Annotated in this window: 20 protein-coding genes and 2 pseudogenes; 17 read left to right on the forward strand and 5 right to left on the reverse strand. The window is 48.0% G+C overall.

Translation table 11 applies throughout. From position 1 onward, the window contains the following. The first annotated feature begins 179 nt into the window (after window positions 1-179). The 8 genes from VSQ62_RS06065 to VSQ62_RS06100 all read left to right on the forward strand — a co-directional run bounded on the left by VSQ62_RS06065 (window position 180) and on the right by VSQ62_RS06100 (window position 10,233). Window positions 180-1,730, forward strand: a complete 1,551-nt coding sequence (locus VSQ62_RS06065; RefSeq protein WP_502957715.1) for a hypothetical protein — start codon at window positions 180-182, stop codon at window positions 1,728-1,730. Continuing rightward, on the forward strand, window positions 1,715-3,694 hold the full coding sequence (locus VSQ62_RS06070) for an ICP22 family protein (protein ID WP_334633777.1): 1,980 nt from the start codon (window positions 1,715-1,717) through the stop codon (window positions 3,692-3,694). Before VSQ62_RS06065 ends, VSQ62_RS06070 begins: the two co-directional genes overlap by 16 nt. Before the next feature lie 173 nt (window positions 3,695-3,867). Continuing rightward, window positions 3,868-4,437, forward strand: a complete 570-nt coding sequence (locus VSQ62_RS06075; RefSeq protein WP_334633778.1) for a glycerol-3-phosphate responsive antiterminator — start codon at window positions 3,868-3,870, stop codon at window positions 4,435-4,437. A gap of 101 nt (window positions 4,438-4,538) precedes the next feature. Next, window positions 4,539-6,038: a glycerol kinase GlpK gene (gene glpK, locus VSQ62_RS06080; RefSeq protein WP_334633779.1), complete on the forward strand. Its 1,500-nt coding sequence runs from the start codon at window positions 4,539-4,541 to the stop codon at window positions 6,036-6,038. A gap of 235 nt (window positions 6,039-6,273) precedes the next feature. Further along, a complete protein-coding gene (locus tag VSQ62_RS06085; RefSeq protein WP_334633780.1) occupies window positions 6,274-7,716 on the forward strand; it encodes an NAD(P)/FAD-dependent oxidoreductase in 1,443 nt (480 codons plus the stop codon). Between the two features lie 16 nt (window positions 7,717-7,732). Next, window positions 7,733-9,013: an NAD(P)/FAD-dependent oxidoreductase gene (locus VSQ62_RS06090; RefSeq protein WP_334633781.1), complete on the forward strand. Its 1,281-nt coding sequence runs from the start codon at window positions 7,733-7,735 to the stop codon at window positions 9,011-9,013. Continuing rightward, the gene (locus tag VSQ62_RS06095; RefSeq protein WP_334633782.1) at window positions 9,013-9,372 is read left to right on the forward strand and encodes a DUF1667 domain-containing protein; all 360 of its coding nucleotides are present in this window, start codon (window positions 9,013-9,015) and stop codon (window positions 9,370-9,372) included. Before VSQ62_RS06090 ends, VSQ62_RS06095 begins: the two co-directional genes overlap by 1 nt. 99 nt (window positions 9,373-9,471) lie before the next feature. Beyond that, window positions 9,472-10,233, forward strand: a complete 762-nt coding sequence (locus VSQ62_RS06100; protein WP_334633783.1) for an N-acetylmuramoyl-L-alanine amidase — start codon at window positions 9,472-9,474, stop codon at window positions 10,231-10,233. Between the two features lie 40 nt (window positions 10,234-10,273). Here VSQ62_RS06100 and VSQ62_RS06105 read toward each other — a convergent pair whose 3' ends face one another. From VSQ62_RS06105 to VSQ62_RS06115, 3 genes are read right to left on the reverse strand one after another with little or no spacing between them, the layout of a single operon-like run. After that, the gene (locus VSQ62_RS06105; RefSeq protein WP_334633784.1) at window positions 10,274-11,680 is read right to left on the reverse strand and encodes a sensor histidine kinase; all 1,407 of its coding nucleotides are present in this window, start codon (window positions 11,678-11,680) and stop codon (window positions 10,274-10,276) included. 21 nt (window positions 11,681-11,701) lie between these two features. After that, window positions 11,702-12,406 (reverse strand): response regulator, encoded by a 705-nt coding sequence (locus VSQ62_RS06110; RefSeq protein ID WP_334633785.1) that lies wholly within the window; start codon window positions 12,404-12,406, stop codon window positions 11,702-11,704. A gap of 12 nt (window positions 12,407-12,418) precedes the next feature. Then, window positions 12,419-14,794: an endonuclease MutS2 gene (locus tag VSQ62_RS06115; RefSeq protein WP_334633787.1), complete on the reverse strand. Its 2,376-nt coding sequence runs from the start codon at window positions 14,792-14,794 to the stop codon at window positions 12,419-12,421. A 140-nt stretch (window positions 14,795-14,934) separates the two neighbouring features. On the opposite strand from VSQ62_RS06115, the gene VSQ62_RS06120 reads away from it, so the two are divergent. The 6 genes from VSQ62_RS06120 (at window position 14,935) to rhuM (ending at window position 22,052) form a co-directional block, all read left to right on the forward strand. After that, on the forward strand, window positions 14,935-16,218 hold the full coding sequence (locus VSQ62_RS06120; protein ID WP_334633789.1) for a S1C family serine protease: 1,284 nt from the start codon (window positions 14,935-14,937) through the stop codon (window positions 16,216-16,218). A gap of 106 nt (window positions 16,219-16,324) precedes the next feature. Next, window positions 16,325-17,275 carry a 3'-5' exoribonuclease YhaM family protein gene (locus VSQ62_RS06125; protein ID WP_334633791.1) on the forward strand — a complete coding sequence of 317 codons (951 nt, stop codon included), beginning with the start codon at window positions 16,325-16,327 and terminating at the stop codon, window positions 17,273-17,275. Window positions 17,276-17,344: 69 nt separating this feature from the next. Then, window positions 17,345-18,739 carry a 23S rRNA (uracil(1939)-C(5))-methyltransferase RlmD gene (gene rlmD, locus VSQ62_RS06130; protein WP_334633793.1) on the forward strand — a complete coding sequence of 465 codons (1,395 nt, stop codon included), beginning with the start codon at window positions 17,345-17,347 and terminating at the stop codon, window positions 18,737-18,739. Between the two features lie 314 nt (window positions 18,740-19,053). Continuing rightward, the gene (locus tag VSQ62_RS06135) at window positions 19,054-20,943 is read left to right on the forward strand and encodes a PDDEXK nuclease domain-containing protein (protein WP_334633795.1); all 1,890 of its coding nucleotides are present in this window, start codon (window positions 19,054-19,056) and stop codon (window positions 20,941-20,943) included. A gap of 62 nt (window positions 20,944-21,005) precedes the next feature. After that, entirely contained in the window at window positions 21,006-21,389 is a 384-nt protein-coding gene (locus tag VSQ62_RS06140) for a hypothetical protein (protein ID WP_334633797.1), read from the forward strand. 63 nt (window positions 21,390-21,452) lie between these two features. Then, window positions 21,453-22,052 (forward strand): RhuM family protein, encoded by a 600-nt coding sequence (rhuM, locus tag VSQ62_RS06145; RefSeq protein WP_502957716.1) that lies wholly within the window; start codon window positions 21,453-21,455, stop codon window positions 22,050-22,052. A gap of 469 nt (window positions 22,053-22,521) precedes the next feature. Here the strand turns inward: rhuM and VSQ62_RS06150 are convergent, their stop codons facing one another. Both VSQ62_RS06150 and VSQ62_RS06155 read right to left on the reverse strand, forming a co-directional pair. Beyond that, complete coding sequence (locus VSQ62_RS06150; protein WP_334633799.1) at window positions 22,522-22,818, reverse strand: hypothetical protein; 297 nt, start codon at window positions 22,816-22,818, stop codon at window positions 22,522-22,524. 155 nt (window positions 22,819-22,973) lie between these two features. Next, window positions 22,974-23,309, reverse strand: a pseudogene (locus VSQ62_RS06155) (IS110 family transposase); the annotation flags it as partial. Window positions 23,310-23,501: 192 nt separating this feature from the next. Here VSQ62_RS06155 and VSQ62_RS06160 point away from each other — a divergent pair. The 3 genes and pseudogenes from VSQ62_RS06160 to VSQ62_RS06170 all read left to right on the forward strand — a co-directional run. Then, window positions 23,502-23,807 (forward strand): type II toxin-antitoxin system RelB/DinJ family antitoxin, encoded by a 306-nt coding sequence (locus VSQ62_RS06160; RefSeq protein ID WP_044906158.1) that lies wholly within the window; start codon window positions 23,502-23,504, stop codon window positions 23,805-23,807. After that, window positions 23,804-24,133: a type II toxin-antitoxin system RelE/ParE family toxin gene (locus tag VSQ62_RS06165; RefSeq protein ID WP_334633800.1), complete on the forward strand. Its 330-nt coding sequence runs from the start codon at window positions 23,804-23,806 to the stop codon at window positions 24,131-24,133. Before VSQ62_RS06160 ends, VSQ62_RS06165 begins: the two co-directional genes overlap by 4 nt. A gap of 466 nt (window positions 24,134-24,599) precedes the next feature. Further along, a pseudogene (locus VSQ62_RS06170) lies at window positions 24,600-25,276 on the forward strand (reverse transcriptase domain-containing protein); the annotation flags it as partial. Window positions 25,277-25,378 lie beyond the last annotated feature (102 nt).

Consider the following 25,378-nt stretch of genomic DNA (forward strand, 5'->3'; position numbering starts at 1 on the left):
CAGATCTGTTCTGCTGTCCGGGAATATTTATTTTATTTTTCAAAAAATACTTGTATTTTCAGATGAAATCGAGTAATATATAAATCACTCTAATATTCAAAAGAATCTTTTAGATCTGGTAATTCGATATTCGATTTTCCCGTTAGTAATTTTAATAATCTGGCAAAGAAAAAGAGGTGATGCAAGTGGCATCAAAAGAAGAGTATGACGTATTGCGTCTGATTGAGCACGGACAAACCTGTTATATCAGTTCGGAGTGTGTGGAGGGATGGATATTGGCAGGTTGGCTTAAAAGTCAGCCAGGAATCTCCAAGGGCCGTCTGTTTGCTCTGATCCGGGATCTTACAGGGCAGTTGGGGATGCTCCATAAGTGCAGGAAGAAGCCTTGTTATCAGTATGTCAATCCGTACAGTATTGTGGTCACGGAAGAGGGGAGATTGTATTTCCTTGACCTGGAGGCAGGTTCTAACGAAAAACAGTTAAAATTCATGCAGAAGCGTGCTGTCCGGGAATGTTTTCTCCCGGCGGAGGAGGCGTACTACCAGAAGGCAAGTACCGGGCTTGACATCTATGGGGCGGGGAAGACCATCCAATACATTCTGTCGGTTACGGTACCGCAGCCGCCGCTTAACAGGCGGGAGGAAAGAAGATTTCGAAATATCATATCAAAATGTCTGAAATATCAGTCTAAATTGGCATATCAAAATGCAGCAGAAATTCGCAGAAATATTCCGCAATATCGAAAAAAGATAAGACACAGCCATATCAGCAGAAGAAAGAAGGCCTTCATGATCGGAGGGACAGCGTTGTTCCTTGCGGCGGCGTGGAAGTTTCCGGATTGGATTCAAATGGGGCGGCATCAAGCAGTAACCCAGACATCACGGGAAGACTGGAAAACTCAGAAAATAGGAGACGATCAGAATATGAGGGGATCTGAGGATTTGAGAGAGGTACAGGAAACCGGGGGACCGCGAGAAGAGCTGACAGAAGAATACAGATCTTATATGGAGCTTGCGATGGCGTATATCCTGGATGTGGAAGATTATGAGAAGAGCATCCGTTATCTTGAGAAGATTAAGAATGATTATACACCGGCAGATGATCTGCGGGAGGTGGTAGAGGCGCTTCTGGGGAGAAGAAAGGAACCCGGGGAACTGGGTAAACACTTGAAGGCGCTGGAGGAAGCGGCGCCGGAGGAAGGCTGCGAACGCTGGTACCGGTGTCTGATCAGGGGCTACGGGTCGCTGAATACGAGACGGTCGTCAGAGTCCATTCTCCGGCTGGGCAAAGCCTGTTTGGACGAACTGGAGGAAGAGAGCGAAGAGTCAAAGGAAGTGAAGGAGTATATGGCTTCCGCCTGTGAGAGGGTGGGGGAATCAGAAGAAGCTGCGCGTATCTATGAAGAGCTGTTGGAGCAGACGGAAGATAATGGGAAGAGAGAAGAGATCTACAGGAAAATTATTGTATTATATGAGAGCTGCGGGCGAAATGACCGGGCATTGGATGCCTGCATTCGGGGAGTTGAGGAGCAGACAGATTCGGAAGGGCTTAAGATCATGCATATCCGGCTGCTGTGTCAGGACGGCACCGTAGACCGCGGGCTGTGCGTCCAGACAATACAGGGATATATCGGTCAGAGCAGGGAGATTCTTGAGATGGAAGAGTTTCAGAAGCTGCAAAGAGAATATGAAATACATGTGGAGGGTGATCACGTATGGGTAGGAAGATGAAGAATATTGTTGCGTTGTTGGTAATACTGGGATTGATCTACTGGCAGCAGTCGCCTGCCGTTAGACCGGCATATGCCTGGGATGAAAGCTGCGGGGAGCAGAATATAAGCCCGGACCGGGAGACGGCTGCAGATTCGGATGGGTCATGGGAAGAGGGAAATGAGATATCAGGAGGAACACAGGAAGGACCATCCGACGGATCGGGAAAGAAAGAACCTGAGGGAGAGCCGGAAGGAGGCGGCAAAGACGGCACGGAAGAAGAGCCGGAAGGAGATGGCAAAGATGGCACGGAAGAAGAACCAGGAACTTCCGGGGAAGATAAAGACGATACGGAAGAACCGCCTATAGAATGCTTCAAGACGGTCATCCCGCCGGAGGACGGACAGAACGGATATTACAAGACCAGACCGGAAGCGGAAGTGTGGCATAACAGCGAGAGAGGGGTTACCAGGTATTGTTTTACTGACAGCAGCGGGCGCAGGGAAGAAGGCGGGCTGACAGAAAAAGACGGCAGCTTCAAGATCAGAAGGGAGCGTTTCCTTGAAGGCAGCAATCATCTGTCGGTATGGATGGAGGATGAAGCAGGAAAACGTGTGGAAGAATATGCGTTAGAGAAGACTTTTCTGGTTGATACACAGCCGCCGTCAGTCAGGATCCAGACACCTTTGGGAGCAGAAGCCTGGTATCAGAAGGAGGTTTTCATCAATGCGTCCGGTGAGGATGGCGTCAAGGGGAGCCGGATTGAAGAGATTGCCTGCTTTGTAGGCAGCCAGAAGATCGGAAGCAGTAAGGAAGCTTCTGCCGGTTTCCTGATCTCTTGTGCGTCGGCAGGCGGGAAGGCGGTTCCGGTAATGGTGAGAGTGACAGACCGCGCCGGAAATATTGCAAGAGAGACGTGCGGTCTCTATATCGATCAGCGCCCGCCAAGAACAGCGGTGGAAGGGGTATCAGACTACATGATCACCAGTGAACCGGTGGAGGTTAAATATCTGATAGAGGAGGAGAATGCTGTCGGGAAAATAGAGGCAGGCGCCAGATGGGAGGATCCCAGAGGACAGGTCATATATCTGGCGGCAGAAGAGTGGAAGGAAGAAAAAGGAGGCAAAAGTGCACGGCAGACCTTGAATGAAGATGGAATCTATCAACTGAGCGTCAGCGCATGGGATCAGGCGGGATATGAGGGCAGCAGCAAGGGACAGGTGATCATAGACAGTGAGGATCCGGTCATCCGCCATGTAGATGAGCTGGACGGGCAGTATATGAAGAGCTTCTGCTGGGAATATCCGGCGGAAGAAACGGTAAAGGACTTTACCAGCTATACTTACTCAGTATGTCTGGACGGCAGGCCGTACCATATCGGAGAGAATATCTTGAGAGAAGGGAAGCATGTATTAGAAGTACAGGCGGAGGATTCTGCCGGGAATAAAGGCAGGGCGGAAGCAGAATTTGCCATTGACCGAACGGCGCCGCGGATCATATTCGGAAATGCCAGGGACGGACAGGTCTACGAGGAAGCAATGAATCTCGAAGTATCGCTTGAGAATCAGGAAGATTATATCGAGGAAATTCGGATCAATGGGAAATTACAGAAGACCAGCGCTGAGAAAAAGACCTATTCCTATGAGATAAAAGAGTGCAGAGACTACGAAGTCCTGGTGAAGGCATATGACAAAGCAGGCAACTGTGCGGTATCATGTATGGATTTTACAGTGGCGCATAAGCAAAGCCTTCTTAACAGGTTTGCAGGACCGATCAGGAAGATGCTGGGAGTTCCTGTTCAAGAAAGTACGAAGGATCAGGTAATCCGGGAGCAGCAAGAGACAGTCGCAGAACCGATCCGCAGAGGCGGTATTGTTCTCCTTGGACTTGCGGGTACCGGATGTATAACGGCCATAGTCTGGCGGAGAAATACACTTTTGCTGTTGGCGGGCAGGCTAATGAATATTTGTAAAAAACAGTTGTGAAGTTCGCTTTGTTATGATATAGTTATAACAGTTGAATAGCAGTGTTGAGATAGGAGAGCGAATGAGGGCAGCAGAAGTGTTGTTGTGAAGTTTGCTCTTTTTTTCGCAAGCAGCCAGTACAGCATTGCGTAATTAATAGTGAGTTCTGCAGCGCTGTGCTAGAGGAGAGTAGAATGGACAGGAAGTATTATGATGCGATCGAGGGGAATCCGGTCGTTGCGGCAGTGAAAGATATGGAAGGCCTCAGGATATGCTGCAGGCTTGAGGATATCAAGGTGGTTTTTATCTTGTTCGGCGATATCTGTTCGATCGGAGAGATTGTAAGCCAGGTGAAGGAGACGGGACGGATGGCCATGGTTCATGTGGATCTGATCGCGGGTTTAAATTCGAAGGAAGTGGCGGTTGATTTTATCAAGAAGAATACGCAGGCAGACGGGATTATATCAACGAAGCCGTCCCTGATACGAAGAGGGAGGGAGTTGTCCCTGTGTACGGTCCTTCGGTACTTCCTGATTGATTCCATGGCATTGGAGAGTATCAGGCAGCAGCAGTCGATTGTGAAGCCGGACTTTATAGAGGTGCTTCCGGGACTGATGCCCAAGGTGATACAGAAGATCTGCAGAACATCCAGGACGCCCATTATTGCGGGCGGCCTGATCACGGACAAAGAAGCTGTGATGGGAGCGCTTAACGCAGGGGCGATCGCGGTATCTACGACGCACCAGGACGTGTGGCGGATGTAGGATAGGATGTGATCTGCGGCAGATACAGGATACATGCAGGTGTAGAATGAGAAGCGGATGTGGGTTTTAGAAGACGCAGATAAGAGAACAGGAGGAGAAGTATGGCCAAATATGTAATGGCATTGGATGCCGGAACGACCAGCAACAGGTGTATTCTTTTTGACGAGGCAGGCGGGATGTGCAGCGTTGCCCAGCGGGAGTTTAAGCAGTATTTCCCCAAGCCGGGCTGGGTGGAGCATGATGCCGATGAGATCTGGGCGAGCCAGATGGGCGTAGCTGTGGAGGCGATGAATATGATCGGAGCAGCGGCAGAGGATATTGCCGCGATCGGGATCACCAATCAGAGAGAGACAGCGATCGTATGGGATAAGAATACGGGAGAACCTATCTATCATGCGATCGTCTGGCAATGCCGGAGAACGTCGGAATACTGTGATTCTCTGAAGGAGAAGGGATTGACAGACAAGTTCAGGGAGAAGACCGGGCTTGTGATCGATGCCTATTTTGCGGGGACGAAGGTGAGATGGATCTTGGACCATGTGCCGGGAGCAAGGGAGAGAGCCGAGAGAGGAGAGCTTCTGTTCGGAACGGTAGAGACCTGGCTGATCTGGAAGCTTACGAAGGGCGCGGTCCATGTGACAGATTATTCCAACGCTTCCCGCACCATGCTTTTTAATATCAATACACTGGAATGGGATGATGAGATTTTAGAAGAGCTGAATATTCCCAGATGTATGCTTCCTGAGGCGAAGCCTTCAAGCTGTGTCTACGGTGAAGCGGATCCATCCTTCTTTGGCGGACCGATTCCGATTGCAGGGGCGGCAGGCGACCAGCAGTCGGCGTTATTTGGGCAGACCTGTTTTACGGCGGGGGAGGCCAAGAATACATATGGAACCGGATGCTTCCTGCTGATGAATACCGGAGAGAAGCCGGTGTTCTCGAAGAATGGACTGGTCACCACCATAGCCTGGGGACTTGACGGCAAGGTGGATTATGCTCTTGAGGGATCGATCTTCGTAGCAGGAGCGGCAATCCAATGGCTGAGAGATGAGATGCGCCTGATTGATTCGGCTGCGGATTCGGAATATATGGCGAAGAAGGTGAAGGATACCAACGGGTGCTATGTGGTGCCTGCATTTACAGGGCTTGGGGCGCCGCACTGGGATCAGTATGCGAGAGGAACCATCGTGGGGATCACCCGCGGAGTGAATAAGTATCATATTATCCGTGCGACCTTAGAATCCCTGGCCTATCAGGTTAATGATGTACTGGCGGCGATGAAGGCGGATTCAGGCATTTCCCTGGCGTCACTGAAGGTAGACGGGGGCGCCAGCGCCAATGATTTCCTGATGCAGACACAGGCCGATATCATCAACGCCCCGGTACAGCGTCCGCAGTGCGTCGAGACGACAGCTATGGGAGCTGCGTATCTGGCGGGCCTGGCAGTAGGCTACTGGAAGAGCAAGGAAGATGTGCTTAAGAACTGGGCGATCGACCGGACCTTCGAGCCTGCGATCGCAATGGAAGAACGGGAGAAGAAGATCAAGGGGTGGAATAAGGCTGTCAAGTATGCCTATGGATGGGCGAAGGACGAGGAATAAGAGATCTGACTGCAGACGGCCAGATGAGAATAATTGAAGAGAGAATTGCACGAGAAAAGAGTCAGGCAATCACCGCATTGAGAGAGATGCGTCTGTTTGCCGACTCTTTTTCTTTCCGCGGGCAACGAGCCAAGCGGGCATGCTTGCATGCGCATTTGGCGACTGCCGCGAGAGCATGCTTGCATGTGCATTCGGCAGATGCCGCGGATGAATCAGAGTGAGAGGAGTCAGGAAGATGCAAGAATATGAAGTAATCATTATCGGAGCCGGGGTATCCGGCTGTGCAGCGGCGAGAGAACTGTCGCGCTACCATGTTAAGGTATGTGTACTTGAGAAGGAGGAAGACGTATGCTGCGGGACCTCTAAGGCCAACAGCGGAATCGTCCATGCCGGCTATGATGCGCCGGTCGGTTCCCTGAAAGCGCAGATGAATCTGCGGGGGAATGAGATGATGGAGAAGCTGTCGGAAGAACTGGATATTCCGTTTGTGCGCAACGGTTCGCTGGTGATCTGCCGAAGCGAGGAAGATCTGCCGAAGCTTCGTAAGCTGTACGACAGAGGGATCGCTAATGGGGTGAAGGGGCTTCAGATCCTTGAAAGAGAAGAGGTCCTGGCAAAAGAGCCGAACGTGACAGAAGATGTGTACGCCGCGCTGTATGCACCGTCAGGGGGAATCGTCTGCCCCTTTGAGCTGAATATCGCCCTGGCAGAGAATGCGTATGCCAACGGCGCAGAATTCCGGTTCTGTACAGAAGTACAGGAGATCAGACGGCTTGAGGAAGGCTATGAGCTTATTACGGATCAGGGAATCTTCCGAGCCGGATTCGTGGTAAATGCGGCGGGTGTCTACGCAGACCGGTTCCACAATATGGTCAGCGGCCGTAAGATAGAGATCACGGCGAGAAGAGGGGATTACTGCCTGCTGGATAAGAGTGCGGGGAACCATGTGAAGAGTACAGTCTTCACGCTTCCGGGGAAGTTTGGGAAAGGAGTTCTTGTCGCTCCGACTGCCCACGGCAATCTGATCCTTGGACCCACCGCTATAGACATCGAGGATAAGGAGGGCACGAACACGACCAGAGAAGGTCTTGATCAGGTGCTTGAGAAGGTCGGAATGAACGCGAGGAATCTCCCGATGAGGCAGGTGATCACATCTTTTGCAGGGCTACGGGCGCATGAGAAGGATGACGAATTCATTATAGAGGAGCTGGAGGACGCACCGGGATTTATCGACTGCGCCGGTATCGAATCCCCGGGACTTACGAGCTGTCCGGCGGTAGGGAAACGGATCGCCGGTATCCTAAGAGAGCGTATGGAACTCACTGAGAAGAAGGATTTCATCTCTGTCAGGAAAGGCATCTTGAGGCCGGCGGAGCTGTCAAAGGAAGAACAGGCAAGGCTTATTAAGGAGAATCCTGCATATGGTAATATCATCTGCCGGTGCGAGATGATCACGGAAGGCGAGATCATTGATGCGATCCGGCGTCCTCTTGGGGCGAGATCTCTGGACGGTGTAAAACGCAGAACAAGAGCCGGAATGGGACGCTGTCAGGCAGGTTTCTGTTCTCCAAGGGTAATGGAGATTCTGGCGAGAGAATGGGATATGGACATTAGGGACGTCACGAAATCCGGTGGAGCATCCAGAATTCTTGCAGGCACGAATAAGGATATACTATAGGGGAGGGAACAGAGATATGAATAACTATTTGTCAGCAGACATTGTGATCATAGGCGGCGGTCCGGCAGGTCTTGCGGCTGCGGTTGCCGCGAAGAAAAACGGGATCGACAAGATCTTGATCCTGGAACGTGACAGAGAATTAGGAGGCATCCTGAACCAGTGCATCCACAACGGGTTTGGGCTTCATACATTTAAGGAAGAGTTGACGGGACCGGAGTACGCGGCGAGATTTATCGAGCAGGTATTGGATCTGGATATTGAGTACAAGTTAAATACCATGGTCATGGACATCAGTCGGGATAAAGTCGTGACGGCGATGAACCGGGAAGAGGGGATGTTCGAGGTCTGCGCCGGGGCGGTCATCCTGGCGATGGGATGCAGGGAGAGACCAAGGGGTGCTCTGAACATTCCGGGATTCCGACCGGCGGGTATATTCTCGGCGGGTACGGCTCAGAGGCTTGTGAATATGGAAGGGTATCTTCCGGGGCGCGAGGTAGTTATCCTGGGTTCCGGCGATATCGGCCTGATCATGGCAAGAAGGATGACCCTTGAGGGCGCGAAGGTAAAGGTCGTGGCGGAACTGATGCCATACTCCGGCGGTCTTAAGCGGAATATCGTGCAGTGCCTTGACGATTATGGAATACCGCTTAAGCTGAGCCACACGGTGGTTGATATCAAGGGCAAGGAAAGGCTTGAGGGAATTACGCTGGCGGAGGTTGATTGTAAGGGTAAGCCGATATCGGGAACAGAAGAGTTCTATTCCTGTGACACACTTCTTCTTTCGGTCGGCCTGATCCCGGAGAACGAGCTTTCCGCAGGTATGGGGGTGGAGTTGAATCCGGTCACATCTGGCCCGCGGGTGAACGAGAGCCTAGAGACGAATATAGAGGGAGTCTTCGCATGCGGTAATGTGCTTCATGTACATGATCTGGTGGATTTCGTATCGGAGGAAGCGGCGGCGGCAGGAAAGAACGCGGCGGCGTATGTGCGGTCGGCAAAGGAGACGGCAACCACTCCTTTCGTTCGTCTTACTGTGGGAACCGGGGTGCGCTATACGGTGCCTGAGACTATATGCGCCGAACGGATGGGAGAACATCTGACGGTGCGTTTCCGGGTGGGCGGCGTATATAAGAACTGTTATGTCAGCGTCTATTTTGACGGCGAGATGATCTCCCGGAGGAAGAAAGCAGTGGTCGCGCCCGGTGAGATGGAGGAGATCATGCTTACGAAAAAGCAGCTTATGGAGTATCCTGATTTGAGGGAGATAAATGTGAGGATTGAGGAGGCACAAGAGTGATGGAAGAGAAGAATCTGATATGTATCAATTGCCCATTGGGCTGTATGCTTACGGTTGTCATGGATGGGAAGGAGATCGTGAGCGTTGCGGGCAATACCTGCAGACGGGGAGATACTTATGCCAGAAAAGAATTGACCGATCCGACCAGGATCGTGACCTCCACGGTGAAGGTATCGGGAGGCAGTGAGAGTATGGTCTCGGTTAAGACGAAGGAGGATATACCTAAGGAGAAGGTGCTGGAGTGCGTAAGAGAGCTGAAAGATGTGGTTGTATCGGCGCCGGTTAAGATCGGGGATGTTATACTGGACGATGCTGCCGGAACAGGGGTCAGTATTGTCGCGACGAAGAATGTGCGGTGAGAGTCTGAAATAAGACAGATCTCTCAGCGATTGTTCGGGATGTATCACATCATAAGGATTTTCGGCATATAATAATGCAAAAAGTATCAGGAGCAGTTTATGCCGTATTCAATCATGCTGGATGCCGGACACGGGGGCCGTGACCCGGGCGCAGTCTACAACGGCCGACAGGAGAAGGATGATGCCTTGAGGCTGACCTTGGCAGTAGGAGAGATTCTTCAGAATAATGGGATCGACGTACAATATACGAGAACAACAGATGTGTACCAGACGCCCTATGAGAAAGCGATGGAAGCCAACAATGCGGGGGTGGATTTCTTCATATCGATCCACAGGAATTCGTATCCGACGGACAATGAGGTGTCGGGAGTGGAGACGCTGGTATACGATCTGTCCGGTCTGAAATATCAGATGGCGCAGGATATCAACGATCAGTTGGAAGCGGTCGGTTTCGTGAATCTTGGGGTAAAAGCCCGCCCCAACCTGGTGGTACTTAGAAGAACGAGGATGCCGGCATTATTGGTGGAAGCTGGGTTTATTAATTCGGATGTAGACAATGAATTATTTGACAATAACTTCCAGGATATTGCGCGGGCGATCGCAGGAGGTGTCTTAGATACGCTGAGTTCAGAGGGAATTATCGAGAATGACAGCTTCCGTGTCCAGGTAGGTGCTTTCCGCAACCGGAGATATGCAGAGAGACTGTTGAATGAGTTGTTGGAACAGGGATTTCCGGCCTTCCTGGACGATTCCGGTCCGTATATCCGTGTCCAGGTCGGCTATTTTACAGATATGGAAGATGCGGTCGAGATGGAGCAGCAGCTGAAACAGGCCGGTTATCCGACGGTGATCGTACAGTAAGGAAATATAAAAAACGCAGCCTGTCAAGCCTGCGTTTTTCTTATCCCTTGGGCAGCGAGAAGATAAACTCTGTCCCAACGCCTTCTGTGCTGACCACATTGATATTCTCTCCGTGAGCCTGGATCGCTTCCTTGACGATGGCAAGGCCTAAGCCGGTCCCTTTCTTGTCCTTTCCGCGGGAGAGATCAGACTTGTAGAAGCGTTCCCAGACCTTATTCAAAGAGCTTCTGGGAATGCCGATGCCGTCGTCCTTCACAGAGATGTAGACTTTATCCCCGCGTTCGGTTGTCTCGACCGTAACTACAGAGTCAGGATCGCTGAACTTGATTGCATTATCCAGAAGGTTATAGAGTACCTGTTGGATCTTGCGTTTATCGGCGTTGACATTCAGGTGTTTGGCGGCAAGCACCACGTCTATGGAAATCTTCTTCTGCGTACAGGTGCCCTCGAAAGAGGCCGCGACCTGCTTGATCATATCGTGGATGTCAAAGAGTTCTTTGTTCAGCAGAAGATTCTTAGTGTCGAATTCATTCAGGGTCAGAAGATCCTGGGTAAGGTCGGTCAGACGTTCCGTCTCAAACAGAATGATCTTCAAGTATTTGTCATACAGTTCCGGCGGTATGGTACCGTCCGTCATAGCCTCTACATAGCCCTTGATGGATGTAAGAGGGGAACGGAAGTCATGAGAGACATTTGCCACGAATTTCTTCTGATAATCGTCCATATCCCGCAGATGGGAGGACATATAGTTCAGAGACGCGGACAGATAGCCCATTTCATCCTCGGTATTGACAGGGATCTCGTATTCCAGGTTGCCGGATGCATATTGTGTGGCCGCCTCCGTGATCTTGCGCAGCGGCCGGTATATGAAATACTGGAAAGCCAGAAGAATCATGAATGAGAGGAGATATATCACCAATACCGTGATGATCGCGGCGTGCATCAGGACATTCTGGGTGTCGCGGATATCGGAGGTATACTTATGGATCAGCAGATATCCGTTCGGGGTATATCCGTATACGACCGGCGCCAGTACGGTCATGACGTCTTCTTCAAAATAATCGTGATAATTGCCCGTCAGATATTGTTGTCCGCCGCTCTCGGCAGGATTAAAGGCTTCAATATGCCTGGGGGCGGGAGGATAAGTCTCCGGCTCTGCGGAGGTTATCATCGTTCCGTCCTTGCCGACGAACCACACCGCAGCCTCCAACTGTATCTCCATACCTGATAATTGGAGACGTACATCTCCCAGCTCCAGGGTCTCATCGAAGTAGGCGGGCAGATAATTGCTTGCGATCAGGCTGGCCTCCCGGTAAAGGGAGGTGGCGGTCTTCTCCTCCAGCGGACTCTCGGTCAGATTGAAGGTCAGTGTCGCCACTGTGAAAATGCTCAGGAATCCGAAGATGATATATACGATTATGAATTTCAAGTGTAACGTGCTGCGCATGTAGTCTCCTTATAGTTAGGTTTATTTCACTTCGAACTTGTACCCGATGCCCCAGACGGTGCTGATGCCCCAGGAGCCGTGATCCTTGATCTTCTCGCGGAGCCGTTTGATGTGAACGTCAACGGTACGGGTATCTCCGATATATTCGTATCCCCAGATCTGGTCAAGAAGCTGTTCCCGGGTAAATACCTGGTTCGGAGAGGAAGCAAGGAAGTATAACAGCTCCAGCTCCTTTGGCGGCATATCGACTCTGAGTCCGTCAACCAGCACGGAATAATTGGTGAGGTTGATAGAAATGCCGGGGTATTCCACGCATTTGCCCTTGTCTTCCCTGGCAGTCTCGGCTTTGGGAATGGCCTGATAGCGGCGGAGGACGGCCTTAACCCGGGCTACCAGTTCCTTAGAGTCAAATGGCTTCATGATGTAGTCGTCTGCACCCAGCTCCAGTCCAAGGACCTTGTCGAAGACTTCTCCCTTTGCCGACAGCATGATGATTGGAACGGCAGATTTTGCCCGGATCTCCCGGCACACCTGGTAGCCGTCGATCCCAGGGAGCATAAGGTCCAGAAGGATCAGGTTGGGCTGATAGGTTTCCTGGGCGATGAGCGCCTTCTCACCGTCATACACCATCATGGTATCGAAGCATTCCTTGGTAAGATACAGGGATATCAGTTCTGCAATATTCTCGTCGTCGTCGACGATTAAGATTTTCTGTTTATTTACCATATCTGTCTCCTTTTATTTCAGTTCGACGATCGTGACGCCGGCATCCCCCTCGCCGAATGCACCGAGCCGGAAGGATTTGACATGCTTCTGGCGTCGAAGATAATTGTGGATGCCTGTCCGCAATGCACCGGTTCCCTTACCGTGTACGACACGGACGGAGGACAGGTGCGCAAGTGCGGCGTCGTCTAAATATTTGTCCAGTTCCGCGACAGCCTCGTCCACGGTCTTCCCAAGCAGGTTGATCTCTGGGCTTACAGAGAAGGACTTGCCCATCTTCATCTTACCCTTGGAGGTCTTATGCATCTGCTTGGCGGAGTAAGACGGGGTCTCTTCTATGATCTCCAGATCAGAGATATGGATCTGGGAGCGGAGGATTCCCATCTGTACGGTTACATTGCCCCTGGCATCAGGAAGGGAGGTGACCGTTCCGTTCAGGTTCATGCTTAAGACCTTGACGGATTCACCCAGTTTAAAATCGGACGGCTTATGCTGCTTGCGGGGCTTCTTCGCTTCCAGCGTTGTATGGGAGCTGACAGAAGCCATCTTCTTGCGGAGACGTTCGCGTTCCTTCTCCATCTCTGCTGCGGAAATGTTCTCCTTGCCGAACTTATGGAAATTGCGGATAGTCTCGTCGGCAGTCTCTTTAGCGTCCGCCAGGATGGCGTGGGCCTTCTCGTTGGCTTCCCTGAGGATCCGTTCCTTCTGTTCTTCTAACCGTTCCTGTTTTTGGCGCACCTCGGTTTTGAGTCGTTCCAGCTCACGTTTGTATGCGTTGATCTCATCCTGTTCCTTCTGGATGGTGCGTTTGCTGGTCTCCAGATCTGTGAGCAGATCTTCAAAGGATTCGTCCTGTTCGGTCAGATGTGTCCTGGCTTCTTCTATAATATAATCAGGCAGCCCAAGCTTGCCTGCGATAGCAAATGCATTGCTCTTCCCCGGGATTCCAATGAGGAGCCGATAGGTAGGGCGGAGGGTCTCCAGATCGAACTCGCAGCAGGCATTCTCCACCTGAGGAGTGGACAGGGCGTATACCTTTAATTCGCTGTAATGGGTGGTCGCCATGGTGCGGATCCCCCGCTGATGCAGATGGTTCAAGATCGCAGTAGCAAGGGCGGCGCCTTCGGTAGGGTCTGTTCCGGCTCCAAGCTCGTCAAACAGAACGAGTGAATGCTCGTCCACGTGCTTTAAGAAGGATACGATATTCGTCATATGAGACGAGAAGGTACTGAGGCTCTGTTCAATGCTCTGCTCATCTCCGATATCGGCATATACATGTTCGAATACGGCAAGCTCGGAACGGTCTAATGCCGGGATATGAAGTCCCGCCTGTCCCATCAGTGTAAATAACCCCACGGTCTTTAAGGATACCGTCTTACCGCCTGTATTGGGGCCGGTAATGATCAGCAGGTCAAAGGTATCCCCAAGGGTTACGGTGATGGGGACAACCTGTCTCTTATTAAGAAGCGGATGACGCCCCTCACGGATGTGGATGCGGCCTTCTGTATTAAATAACGGCATGGATGCATTCATATCCAGCGCAAGGCCGCCTCTCGCGAAGATGAAATCCAGTTCGCCAAGAACAGTGTAATTACTGCGGATCTCTTCTGTATATGCTGCCGTGTCCTCGCTTAAGCGGGCAAGGATTACCTGTATCTCTTCTTGCTCTTTCCTGTAGAGCTCCTTTAGATCATTATTTAGTTTGACTACTGCCATCGGTTCAATAAATAGTGTGGAACCGGTGGAGGACTGGTCGTGGATCAGACCGGAAACCTGGCCTCTGTGCTCTGCCTTGACCGGGATGCAGTAGCGGTCTCCGCGCATGGTTATGATAGGATCCTGCAGGTAAGTGCGCAGAGATCCGTTGACCATGCCGGTAAGCGTGGAATGAACCTTGTCGTTCATCTGGCTGATGGAGCGGCGGATATGCTTCAATGTACCGCTCGCATCGTCGCTGATCTCATCTTCCTCTAAAATGCATCGGCGGATCTCTGCCGATAATGTGGTCAGTGGCTCTAACTGCCGGAAAAACGGGTCCAGGCAGTCTTCCTGGTCGTCATTGTTGTCGTGCCTGCCGTATGCTTTGGCGCGTCCGGCAGTTTCCAGAAGCTTGCAGATGCGTAAGAGTTCTCCGCTTCCAAGAGCCGCGCCGACCTCTAAGCGCCGCAGGGAATCATTGACCGGGCTGCACCCGCCAAAGGAAAGCCGGCCTTTCTTAACGATCCGTGTAAATGCGGCCGCCGTCTGCTGCTGGGAAATCGTGATCTCGGGCAGAGAAGTCATAGGCTTAAGCTTCATGCAGCGCTCCTTGCCGCTGGAAGATGAGGCATGGTCTGCGAGCTGCTCAATAATCTTATTGTATTCTAGTTTGTTTAATGTTTTCTTATTCATATTCATCACCTGGATATATTCTAACCTATTTGCGCCATAAAAGAAAGAGAGAAATATTGAACAATTGCCGTTCATAGGTTATACTATATTCGATGGGGCGTATACCCGGAATGGATTTATAAAAGGAGAAGGATGCGTCTATGGAAGAGCATAGAGACCCAAAAGAAGAATTACGTCCAAAAGAGGAACCGCAGGAGGAGCCGTCGGAGTATTTATTTATGCAGGAGACGATCAAGCGGGATCGCAGAGGAATCAGAAAAGGATTTTTTAAAATGGCAGGTTTTGGTCTGGTATTTGGGATGTGCGCCTGTTTCAGTTTCACTGCGCTGAGACCGGTGATGGAAGGCATTTTCCAGGATGATCCCGCGCAAGTCACGATTCCTAAGGAGGAGCCGGAAGAAGATAAAGTACAACCGGAGGCGGAGCCGGCAGAACCAGCGGTACAGCAGACGCTTGACGCAGACAGCTACCGGCAGATGCAGCAGTCGTTGACGGCGATCGGTATTGAAGCGAACCGTTCAGTGGCAGAGATCGTTGCGGTTGCGAAGGATCAGGACTGGACGGAGGAGGCGAAGGACTATAAGAACAGTGTGTCCGGCCTGATCGTTGCGGATAACGGAAGGGAGCTTCTGATTCTTGGCAAGTCGTCTGTTGCCAAGGAGGCTCAGGAATTGCGGGTAATCTTCAACGATGGGAATGCGTACCCGGCGGTATTGAAGAAGAGTGACGGAACTCTAGGAATCGGAATCTATGCCGTGAGCCGTTCTGATCTGGAGGACTCGACCTGGGCACAGATTGAGACGGCGGTGCTGGGAAGCTCCAACGCAGTGTCCAAGGGGGATGTGGCGATCGTTCTCGGCAAGCCCTTTGGGTATGCCGGCGCCATGGGATTTGGATCGATCGCATCTGGGAAGAATACTCTGGATCTGGCTGACAGGCAATATCGTCTGATCAATACGGACATTGCCGGTTCGAAAAACGGGAGCGGATTTATCGTGAATCTGAAGGGAGAGACGATTGCCCTGATCGATCAGAGTGCGGCGGAGGAAGGAAGTACGGAGCTGATCATAGGATATGGGATTACGGACGTGAAGGACATAATCGAATGCCTGTCCAACGGGCAGGGCGTTCCGTATATCGGTATCTACGGCGTGGATGTCACTGAGGAGATAGAAGAGCAGGGAATTCCCAAGGGTCTGTATGTGAAGAATGTAGAGGCAGATTCTCCGGCCATGACGGCGGGAATCCAGAGCGGTGACGTCATCACCAGTATCGGTGATGATGAGGTCGCATCCTACAGCGCTTACCATCAGTCATTGATGGAAAAGAAGGTCGGAAGTGAAGTCAAGGTGAAGGGACAGCGTCAGGGAGCCGATGGTTATGTGGATATTGATTTCACTGTGACGGTAGGGAGTAAGGAGTAGAAAAGGACGTATGTGATCGTTCTGAAGAAAAGACAGCATGAGAATAGGGAACTGTGAGAGATGGCATTATTTCTTCACATTTCCTGAGACAGAAAGAGGCGGAAATATGAGATTTATCAACACTCTTCGAGAGGGAGAGACAATCAGGAACATTTATCTGTGTAAGGGGAAACGCTCTGCAGAGACAAGAAACGGGAAACCATATGATAATCTGATCCTTCAGGATAAGACCGGGGTGCTGGACGGGAAGGTCTGGGATCCGAATTCGGGAGGAATCGCGGATTATGATGAGATGGATTTTATAGAGGTATATGGAGAGATCATCAATTATAACAATAACCTTCAATTGAATATCAAGCAGATCCGCAAAGCGGAAGAGACAGAATATTCTATGGCGGATTATCTGCCGACCAGCGGGAAGGATACAGAGAAGATGTATCAAGAACTGCTGGGGTATGTGAAGAAGATTGAGAATCCATATCTGAGACAGGTGGTAGAGTATTATTTCGTGAAGGACGAGGCGTTTATCCGGAAGTTCAAGGCACATTCGGCGGCTAAGAGCGTACATCATGGCTTCTCGGGAGGGCTTCTGGAACATACGCTTAGTGTTGTGAAGTTCTGTGAATATATGGTGGGGGCGTATCCGATCCTGAACAGTGACGTCCTGTACACGGCGGCGATCTGCCATGATATCGGGAAGATCAAGGAGTTGTCTCCGTTTCCGGAGAATGACTATACGGACGACGGTCAGCTTCTCGGCCATATTGTGATAGGGGTGGAGATGATCAGCGAAGCGGCGAGGTCGATACCGGATTTTCCGGACAGACTGGCAAGCGAGCTGAAGCATTGTATTGTGGCACATCACGGGGAACTGGAATATGGATCGCCGAAGAAGCCTGCGCTCGCAGAGGCATTTGCACTGAATTTTGCAGATTGCGCGGATGCGAAGATGCAGACGCTGACGGAGATATTCAAGGATAAGAATACGTATGACTGGCTGGGGTATAACCGGCTGTTTGAGACCAATCTAAGAAAGACGATAGGGATGGGGACGTAGTAAAATGACAGTTTACTACGTCCCAAATTGAATTTTGCCCTGTATCCAAATGGAAAAAGAGGTATATTTATGCAGAAGAATGATGTGGTTACAGTTGAGATAGAGGATATGGGAATTGGAGGGGAAGGCATTGGAAAGGTCGATGGATATACGCTGTTTATCAAAGATGCGATAATCGGAGATGTCGTAGAAGCCAAGATTATGAAGGCCAAGAAAAATTACGGATATGCTAGGCTTATGAATATTATACTCCCGTCAGAATACCGTGCAGAACCAAAGTGTCCGGTAGCCCGGCAGTGCGGCGGATGTCAGATTCAGGCTATGAGCTATGAGAAGCAGCTCGAATTCAAAGAAAAGAAGGTTAGGAACAATCTGATGCGTATCGGCGGGATTCCCGGGGAGGTGTTGGATGCGGTGTTTGAGCCGGTCTGTGGGATGGATATGCCTTACAGATACCGGAATAAAGCGCAATATCCTGTAGGAAGGGATAAAAACGGCAGACCAACGGCAGGGTTCTATGCAGGCCGGACTCATCAGATTATCCCGTGCCTTGACTGCAGTCTCGGTGTAGAGATAAACGGCGATATTCTAAGGATTATCCTCGATTATATGGAGCAATATGGGATTGAGCCTTACGATGAAGAACAGCACAGAGGCTTAGTGCGTCACATACTGCTCCGCTATGGTTTTGCCACGGATGAGATCATGGTCTGCCTGGTGCTGAATGGAAGACAGCTCCCGCATACAGAGGAATTGGCGGACAGGCTTTCGCGGATTCAGGGGATGGCCAGCATCACGGTCTGTGTCAATACGGATAAGACGAACGTAATCATGGGTACCGAGATCATCACGCTGTGGGGGCAGAGTTATATCACGGATTATATCGGAGATGTGAAATATCGAATCTCGCCCCTGTCGTTCTATCAGGTGAATCCGGTTCAGACCAGGAAGCTGTATGAAACTGCGCTTGAATATGCGGGGCTTCATGGGGTGGAGACGGTGTGGGATGTGTACTGCGGAATCGGGACTATCTCTCTGTTCCTGGCGCAAAAGGCGGGGAAGGTCTACGGTGTGGAGATTGTTCCCCAGGCGGTTGCGGATGCGAAGATGAATGCCAGGATCAATGAGATCGGCAATGTGGAGTTCTATGCGGGGAAGGCGGAGGAGGTTCTGCCAGAATTCTATGCGAATTATGCTATAGAGCATCCCGGTAAGCAGGCACGGGCAGATGTGATCGTGGTGGATCCGCCGAGGAAGGGGTGCGAGGAATCTGTGCTTGAGACGATGGTGCAGATGCAGCCGCAGAGGATTGTGTATGTCAGTTGTGATTCGGCTACGCTGGCGAGGGATGTGAAGTATCTGGGGGAGAGAGGATATGAAGTGGTAAGAGGAAGGGCGGTAGATATGTTTCCGCATACTTGCCACACAGAATGTGTGCTGGGAATACAAAGGAAACATATGTAGAAATCCTTTATTTTAGGCAGTTCTACAGGCATTTTGTGTTTGTAGAAGATGAAGTGGGGAATCGGAATAAGAGGATAGAGAAGTATTTTGAGGCTTCGGCGGTGGTTGATGTGGGGTGTGGGGATACAAAGGAATTTGTTTAATAAGAAAACATTAGAGGACAAATCAGTAGTTCGGAATTTCCGAACAACTGAAAGATATTTGGAATGCTTAGCCGAAAAAGAGATATATAATTTCAATGCTTGTGTTGCTTATCTAAAGCTATCATATAATACTAACTATGTATAGTTAAGATACTATTTGGAGGTGCAAGAGTGAAGAATGAAAAAAAGGAAATGATAGATAATAAAGAATTTCAGACTTTATATGATAAATCAAAGAAGTTAATTGATAGTGCCAGAAACAATATGGGACAAATGGCAAATGCAATTACGGTACTCACAAGTTTTTTGCTGGGGAGATATATTGTTGAACAGGAACAACAAGGCTCTGAAAGAGCAAAATATGGAGCTAAAATAGTAGATTCTTTGTCAGCATATCTGACAGAAGAATATGGTAGAGGTTTTTCAAGAAGCAATGTGGCAGGGATGCGGCAGTTTTATGTGACATATAAAGACAGGGAAGATGAAATTATCCAGTCGGGAATTGGACGATTCGAGCAGACTTTTGAAATTATCCAATCGGGTATTGGACAATTGGAAATGGCATATAACAATCTACCTTTTAAACTCAGTTGGACGCATTATCAAGTGCTTATGCGTATAGAAAACAGGGATGAAAGAGATTTTTATGAGAACGAGGCGATACGCTCGAATTGGAATGTAAATACTTTAAAAAGACAATTTCATTCTAGCTTGTATGAAAGGCTTGCATTAAGCAGAGATAAAAATGATGTGATGAGGCTGGCAAATGAAGGAGCTGTTCCGCAAAAACCGCAAGATATTTTACATACTCCATATGTATTGGAGTTTGCGGGATTAGAAGACAGGGCTTCTTATCATGAAAGTGATTTGGAATCAGCAGTAATAGAAAAGATGCAAAAGTTTCTTTTAGAATTAGGTAAGGGTTTTCTGTTTGAACAGCGCCAAAAGAGATTTACATTTCATGATAAAAATTTTTATGTGGATTTGGTTTTATATAACCGACTATTAAGATGCTATGTCCTTATAGATTTTAAAATTGATGAACTTACGCATCAGGATTTAGGACGCTCTTCTAAAGCAAACTTAAAAGATTACCCGAAGAGGGAGATTCAGTTATTTAAGATTTTGGATGGAAGAGTGGAGACGATTGAGGCATTACCGGCAAAATATCAGGAACTGACATTCTCTAAATTGTTTGGATATTATGGTTCAAAAGGAATCGTATTAAATGAAAGAACCTTTGAGAAGAATCTTGGGTTAAGAAATAAGGATGGAGAATATAATCTGTTGGCACAGTTGCTTTCAGATAATTCACATTTTCCATTAAGAGTATCAATTTTTGAAGGAGAAACGAAAGGTTCCAATTTGTTTTCGGTAAGAGAATTTGGTAACAATTGTTTGCTCTATACTTTGGATGAGGTATTAAGATACGCAGATGTATTAAATTTGATTCAGACAGAGGAAAGTGAGCGCGTAGTGGAACGTCCGGAAACACCGTTGTTTGATAATAAGGCTTTTAGAGAAGCAATCATAAATGCTATTTTGCACAATCTGTGGATTAGTGGAAATGAACCGATGATTTCTGTATTCTCAAACAGAATTGAAATCTTATCGAGAGGAACATTGGCACCGGCACAGACTATGGAAGGATTTTTCTTGGGAGAATCAATTCCAGTAAATGAAAAGCTATCAGAAATCTTTTTGCAGTTGCATATCAGTGAGAAATCTGGTCGAGGAGTGCCTAAGATTATTGAAACTTACGGAAAGGAAGCATTTACTTTTAGAGAAAATTCAATCGTTGTAACAATCCCACTTCAGAAGATTAAAAAAGTTGGGAAAAAAGTTGAGGATAAAGTTGGGAATAAAAAAGGATTAAACTCAAGAAGACAAAGAATTATAACAGAAATGAGAGATAATCCTAATATTACTACCAGCGAATTGCATCAGATACTGGAGATTAGCGAAACGGCAGTAGAAAATAATCTGACATTTTTGAAAGAAAATGGATATGTAGAAAGAGTTGGTTCTAAAAAGACTGGTTATTGGAAAGTGCTTGAATAAGCTGTTACAAATTATATAAAAATGAGATGAAGCATCTATCAGAAATGGTAGGTGCTTTTATTATGCAAGGAAGTTCTGATGGGGAAATGTACATGAAAGACGGTGTGAAGATACATGTCCGTCAGATGAAATCTTTTCTGGTGCCGGGTGGACAGAAGGATAGCCGGATTACGGTAAGACCGACAATGGAGCAGATGAAGAAGTATGGCATTCTCCATTTTAAAGGGAAACAGTACAGATACCTACTGTTTCTGTGTGACAGGAAAGAAAAACAGAAATTGATGGATGAATGTCTGATTGATTTAGAACTTCCCAGACCAAAGGATAATGATTTGTCTTGGAGAGTTAAAGATGCGGAAACAGGAAAGTGGGTGGATTGTGATAAACCACCATATGCAACAGATGTAGATCAGAAGACAAAAGGTCTTGTGAATATTAGAGAATAGATAGATTTGACGGAGCAGAAATGCTTCTTTTTTTGTGCTTGAAAATGGGAGGTGAGAGGATAAATGGCAAGCAGAATACAGGGTATTACCGTGGAAATCGGTGGAGATACCACGAAACTTACAGAACTGGTGAGAGAATCAGTTGTTGCAAATTTTGCAACAACTGCGGCAGATGGAAAAACTTATCAGGTTGACTATTATAATCTGGATGTTATTATTTCTGTAGGTTATCGTGTGAAATCCAAGCGCGGTACACAATTTAGAATTAAGGTGCAGAACAAAATTCATTATGCCATTCATGGTCAGACGGCAGCTGAGGTTATTTACACAAGGGCAGATGCTGAAAAAGAGTTTATGGGGCTTACAACATTTGTGGGAAATCAACCAACCTTAAAAGAAGCTGTTATTGCTAAAAATTATTTAAGTGAAAAGGAACTTCGGGCAATGGGTCAGCTTGTGTCTGGATATTTGGATTTTGCAGAGCGTCAGGCGGAACGTGAACAGACAATGACTATGAAAGACTGGGCAAAACATCTGGATTGCATACTTACAATGAGTGGGGAACAGTTGTTACAGGGAAATGGTAATATTTCTCATAAGCAAGCTGTTGATAAGGCAACAGATGAATATAAAAATATAAGGCAAGCACCATCAGTGATGTAGAAGAAGATTATTTGAATTCTATAAAACTATTGGAACAAAAGACAGATAAGAAATAAAAAGGTATGTAATTTGGTTTGGACAACGGTAAATATGTTGAGACGGTTGTCAAATTATCCCTCAAAAAAGATACACCTAGAATTGAGGTAACAATGGAGCCTGATGCAGAGAGTAATTACACGCCAGCGGAGAAGACTACCTATGGGAAGATTAAGGAGTATGTGAAAGAAAGCATGATTAAAACGTATCCAGCCTTTATATTGCACAGATAAAAGATAAGTGCGGGCTTGATAAGAGGGACAATTATAATCTGCCAAAGAGTGAGGATGCGAAAGTGCCGAAATGTACCCCTGAAAAAGAAGCAGCTATTATGGATGCATTCAGGCACTTTGGGATGATATAGGATATTGTGTACAAACAAACAGACACCCTATTAGGACGATATGTTTTGATAGGGCGTTTTTTATATTTGTCAGTTTGATATATGGTTATTGCTCGGTGCATAGAATATCAGATATTCCAAGCCGTCCTCTGCATTTATTGTAAGACCAGCAGCTTGAAAGTCAAAATCTGGTGTGAACAGCATGGGATAACGGCGAAGGCTATTGACTACCATACACGTCGTCTCCGCCGGAAGGGCTATACGATCCCGCAAAGAATCCCACAGACATTCCCCTGTGAAAAGCAGGAAATGGTCTGCCTGGACGCGACCATTGGTGCTGTTGGTGGGCTTGTCTCTAGAATGAAATAGTCTTGATAAAAATCCCATAAATATTCTTTTCTGCCTTAAGAGGCATATAAAATTCAAAGTTCTGTCATAAAATAATCTATGCAAATGCTTGCAATCGCAAGCAAAAGCGAATATAATAAAGAAAAAGGAGGCGATACTGTGAAAGAAAGTAGAGGACAGCCAATAAATGGCCTGTCAGACTTCTTCTTTAGGGAACGAAGCAGTCTGGAAGCTATTTCTTCGTGGTTGATGGAATTGTCCGATTGCTCGATTAGGTAATCAATAACAGAAGTGGCTGATTTCCCGAAGATATCGGAAACAACCGAATCTAATGCGACATTACAGACAGTAAGCGCATTCTGAAATCTGTTCTTTTCGCTGGAGCGACAGGAGATTAACTTGTAACGGTATTTTGTAAATTCACGCAGGATACGGATTGGTTTACAGGGAATATAACTTCCCGGAACCAGACCTAATCGAAATAAATCGCCAATCCACTTGGAATCTTTTGTATCGTCCTTATTGCCTTTATGTTCTATCACACATATGAAACTTACACTGATTACTATGCTGTCTAAAACTGAAGAAAGTCTTTACAACTCACCTCCACGTGCTTTGTAGTGTAGCTTCTTTAAGAATTATTTTATCAATAATGTGGAAAATTGGAAGACTTTCATTACTATTTGTGCCGCCAATTGAAAGGCGGCGGAATGGAGATTACTATGGCAAATACATCCGCTGTTTATGCAAGAATAGATACCAATCTCAAGGATAATGCTGAGAGCATTCTTTCTCAGCTTGGCATTTCTCCATCCAGTGCAATTCAAATGCTTTATAGCCAGATTGTACTGAAAAAGGGTATGCCATTTGAATTGAAACTTCCTTCTTCTAAACCGTTAGCTGTTGGTGCAATGACTAGAGAAGAGCTTGATGCAGAGCTCCAGAAGGGTGTCGATTCCATCAAAGCAGGAAAGGTATATTCTGCAGATGAAGTCGATGCGGCACTTGCAAAGGAGTTTGGCATATGACGGATAGCTATAATGTCGGCTATTCTGCAGATGCACTTGGTGATTTACGTGAAATCTATTTGTATATTGCAAATGAACTCCTTGTTCCGGAAACTGCTGCAGCTCAGCTGGAGCGTATACGAATGGAAGTTCGTTCATTGGATTTTATGCCAGCTCGTTATGTGTTAGTTGAATGGGAACCTTGGCATTCGATGAAAATGCATCAGCTTCCGGTAGACAACTTTATTGTGTATTATCTTGTTGATGACAAGGAGAGGGCGGTTACAGTAGCTCGAATATTCTACGGTGGTCGTGATATCGAAGGAATCATAAATTCAAATAAATAAATAAACAGTAGTGGAGCTTTTTGTGTAAAAACAAGAGCTCCATTTTTATGTGTGCCCGGTGGGCACACGTTCTAACGGGTGAAAGTCCCCAATCCGCCCGGCAGTGGGAAGGATACAGCCGAAGCCAAGGGTGTCCATCGTGAGGTGGAATCTGAAGAAAGGATTAGGCAAAACTCTGGCTTACTACATTTGAGGCTAAATGCAAGGATGAGATTGCGTAACAAATCAAAGTCCAATAACTGCACGAAATTGTATTTAGTATTTATGGAGCGAGTATAAGAGGGAAAGAGCGTGTGAGTACCCGGGGAGGTCTCGTGGACGCATCCAAAGCGATAGAACATTCGCGGAAGCGGTTGAAATAAGATTTACCACGAGAAGTCAGCAGAGGTCATAGTACTATGGCGGTTGCAAACGTCATGGGAAGGACTGAACTTTAGGAGATGTGAGTAAATGAATGTAACCAAAGATGGGTTTAAGGACAGACAACTTCATATGGAACTACCTGAAAGAAAACCAGAGCGAAATCATCCGGAAGATACGGGAAGGGAAATATAAACCGAACCCAGTCCGCAGGGTAGAGATACCCAAGGAAGAGAAAGGCAAGGTAAGGAAATTAGGAATACCAACAGTCGTAGACCGCTTGATACAGCAGGCGGTCACACAGGAACTAACAGCACTGTTTGAACCACAGTTCTCAGAGAACAGCTGCGGTTTCAGACCAGGAAGGAGCCAGCACGACGCATTAAGAGCCTGCAAGAGGAATGTAGACGAAGGGTATGTGTATGTGGTGAGCATGGACTTAGAGAAGTTCTTTGATACGGTAAACCACAGTAAATTAATAGAGGTGTTATCAAGGAGAATCAAGGACGGACGTGTGATATCGCTGATACACAAATACTTGAATGCAGGAGTATTGCACAACGGATTCTTCGAGAAAACGGAGGAAGGCGTGCCACAGGGTGGCCGTTAAGCCCACTGTGTGGGAACGTGATGCTGAATGAACTGGATAAGGAACTGGAACGCAGGGGGCACCGGTTTGTGAGGTATGCGGACGACGCGCTGATATTCTGCAAGAGCAAGAAGAGTGCGGAGAGGACGCTTGCAAACATCATCCCATTCATAGAGGGAGAGCTATTCCTGAAAGTAAACCGAGCCAAAACAACGGTAACACATGTAAGCAAAATAAAATATCTGGGATACGCATTTTACAGGAACAGAGGGAAGTGCAGATTCCGGGAACACCCA

It is taken from the genome of Sporofaciens sp. JLR.KK001, from assembly GCF_036941055.1.
GTDB lineage: Bacteria > Bacillota > Clostridia > Lachnospirales > Lachnospiraceae > Sporofaciens.

Bases quoted from the DNA above. Each gene is read 5' to 3' on its own strand.
- VSQ62_RS06140 (WP_334633797.1), top strand. From the start codon at position 21,006: ATGCAAGGAAGTTCTGATGGGGAAATGTACATGAAAGACGGTGTGAAG.
- glpK (WP_334633779.1), top strand. From the start codon at position 4,539: ATGGCCAAATATGTAATGGCATTGGATGCCGGAACGACCAGCAACAGG.
- VSQ62_RS06160 (WP_044906158.1), top strand. From the start codon at position 23,502: ATGGCAAATACATCCGCTGTTTATGCAAGAATAGATACCAATCTCAAG.
- VSQ62_RS06095 (WP_334633782.1), top strand. From the start codon at position 9,013: ATGGAAGAGAAGAATCTGATATGTATCAATTGCCCATTGGGCTGTATG.
- VSQ62_RS06085 (WP_334633780.1), top strand. From the start codon at position 6,274: ATGCAAGAATATGAAGTAATCATTATCGGAGCCGGGGTATCCGGCTGT.
- VSQ62_RS06075 (WP_334633778.1), top strand. From the start codon at position 3,868: ATGGACAGGAAGTATTATGATGCGATCGAGGGGAATCCGGTCGTTGCG.
- VSQ62_RS06125 (WP_334633791.1), top strand. From the start codon at position 16,325: ATGAGATTTATCAACACTCTTCGAGAGGGAGAGACAATCAGGAACATT.
- VSQ62_RS06110 (WP_334633785.1), bottom strand. From the start codon at position 12,406: ATGGTAAATAAACAGAAAATCTTAATCGTCGACGACGACGAGAATATT.
- VSQ62_RS06165 (WP_334633800.1), top strand. From the start codon at position 23,804: ATGACGGATAGCTATAATGTCGGCTATTCTGCAGATGCACTTGGTGAT.
- VSQ62_RS06115 (WP_334633787.1), bottom strand. From the start codon at position 14,794: ATGAATAAGAAAACATTAAACAAACTAGAATACAATAAGATTATTGAG.
- VSQ62_RS06065 (WP_502957715.1), top strand. From the start codon at position 180: ATGCAAGTGGCATCAAAAGAAGAGTATGACGTATTGCGTCTGATTGAG.
- VSQ62_RS06105 (WP_334633784.1), bottom strand. From the start codon at position 11,680: ATGCGCAGCACGTTACACTTGAAATTCATAATCGTATATATCATCTTC.
- VSQ62_RS06090 (WP_334633781.1), top strand. From the start codon at position 7,733: ATGAATAACTATTTGTCAGCAGACATTGTGATCATAGGCGGCGGTCCG.
- rhuM (WP_502957716.1), top strand. From the start codon at position 21,453: ATGGCAAGCAGAATACAGGGTATTACCGTGGAAATCGGTGGAGATACC.
- VSQ62_RS06120 (WP_334633789.1), top strand. From the start codon at position 14,935: ATGGAAGAGCATAGAGACCCAAAAGAAGAATTACGTCCAAAAGAGGAA.
- VSQ62_RS06070 (WP_334633777.1), top strand. From the start codon at position 1,715: ATGGGTAGGAAGATGAAGAATATTGTTGCGTTGTTGGTAATACTGGGA.
- VSQ62_RS06100 (WP_334633783.1), top strand. From the start codon at position 9,472: ATGCCGTATTCAATCATGCTGGATGCCGGACACGGGGGCCGTGACCCG.
- rlmD (WP_334633793.1), top strand. From the start codon at position 17,345: ATGCAGAAGAATGATGTGGTTACAGTTGAGATAGAGGATATGGGAATT.
- VSQ62_RS06150 (WP_334633799.1), bottom strand. From the start codon at position 22,818: ATGGGATTTTTATCAAGACTATTTCATTCTAGAGACAAGCCCACCAAC.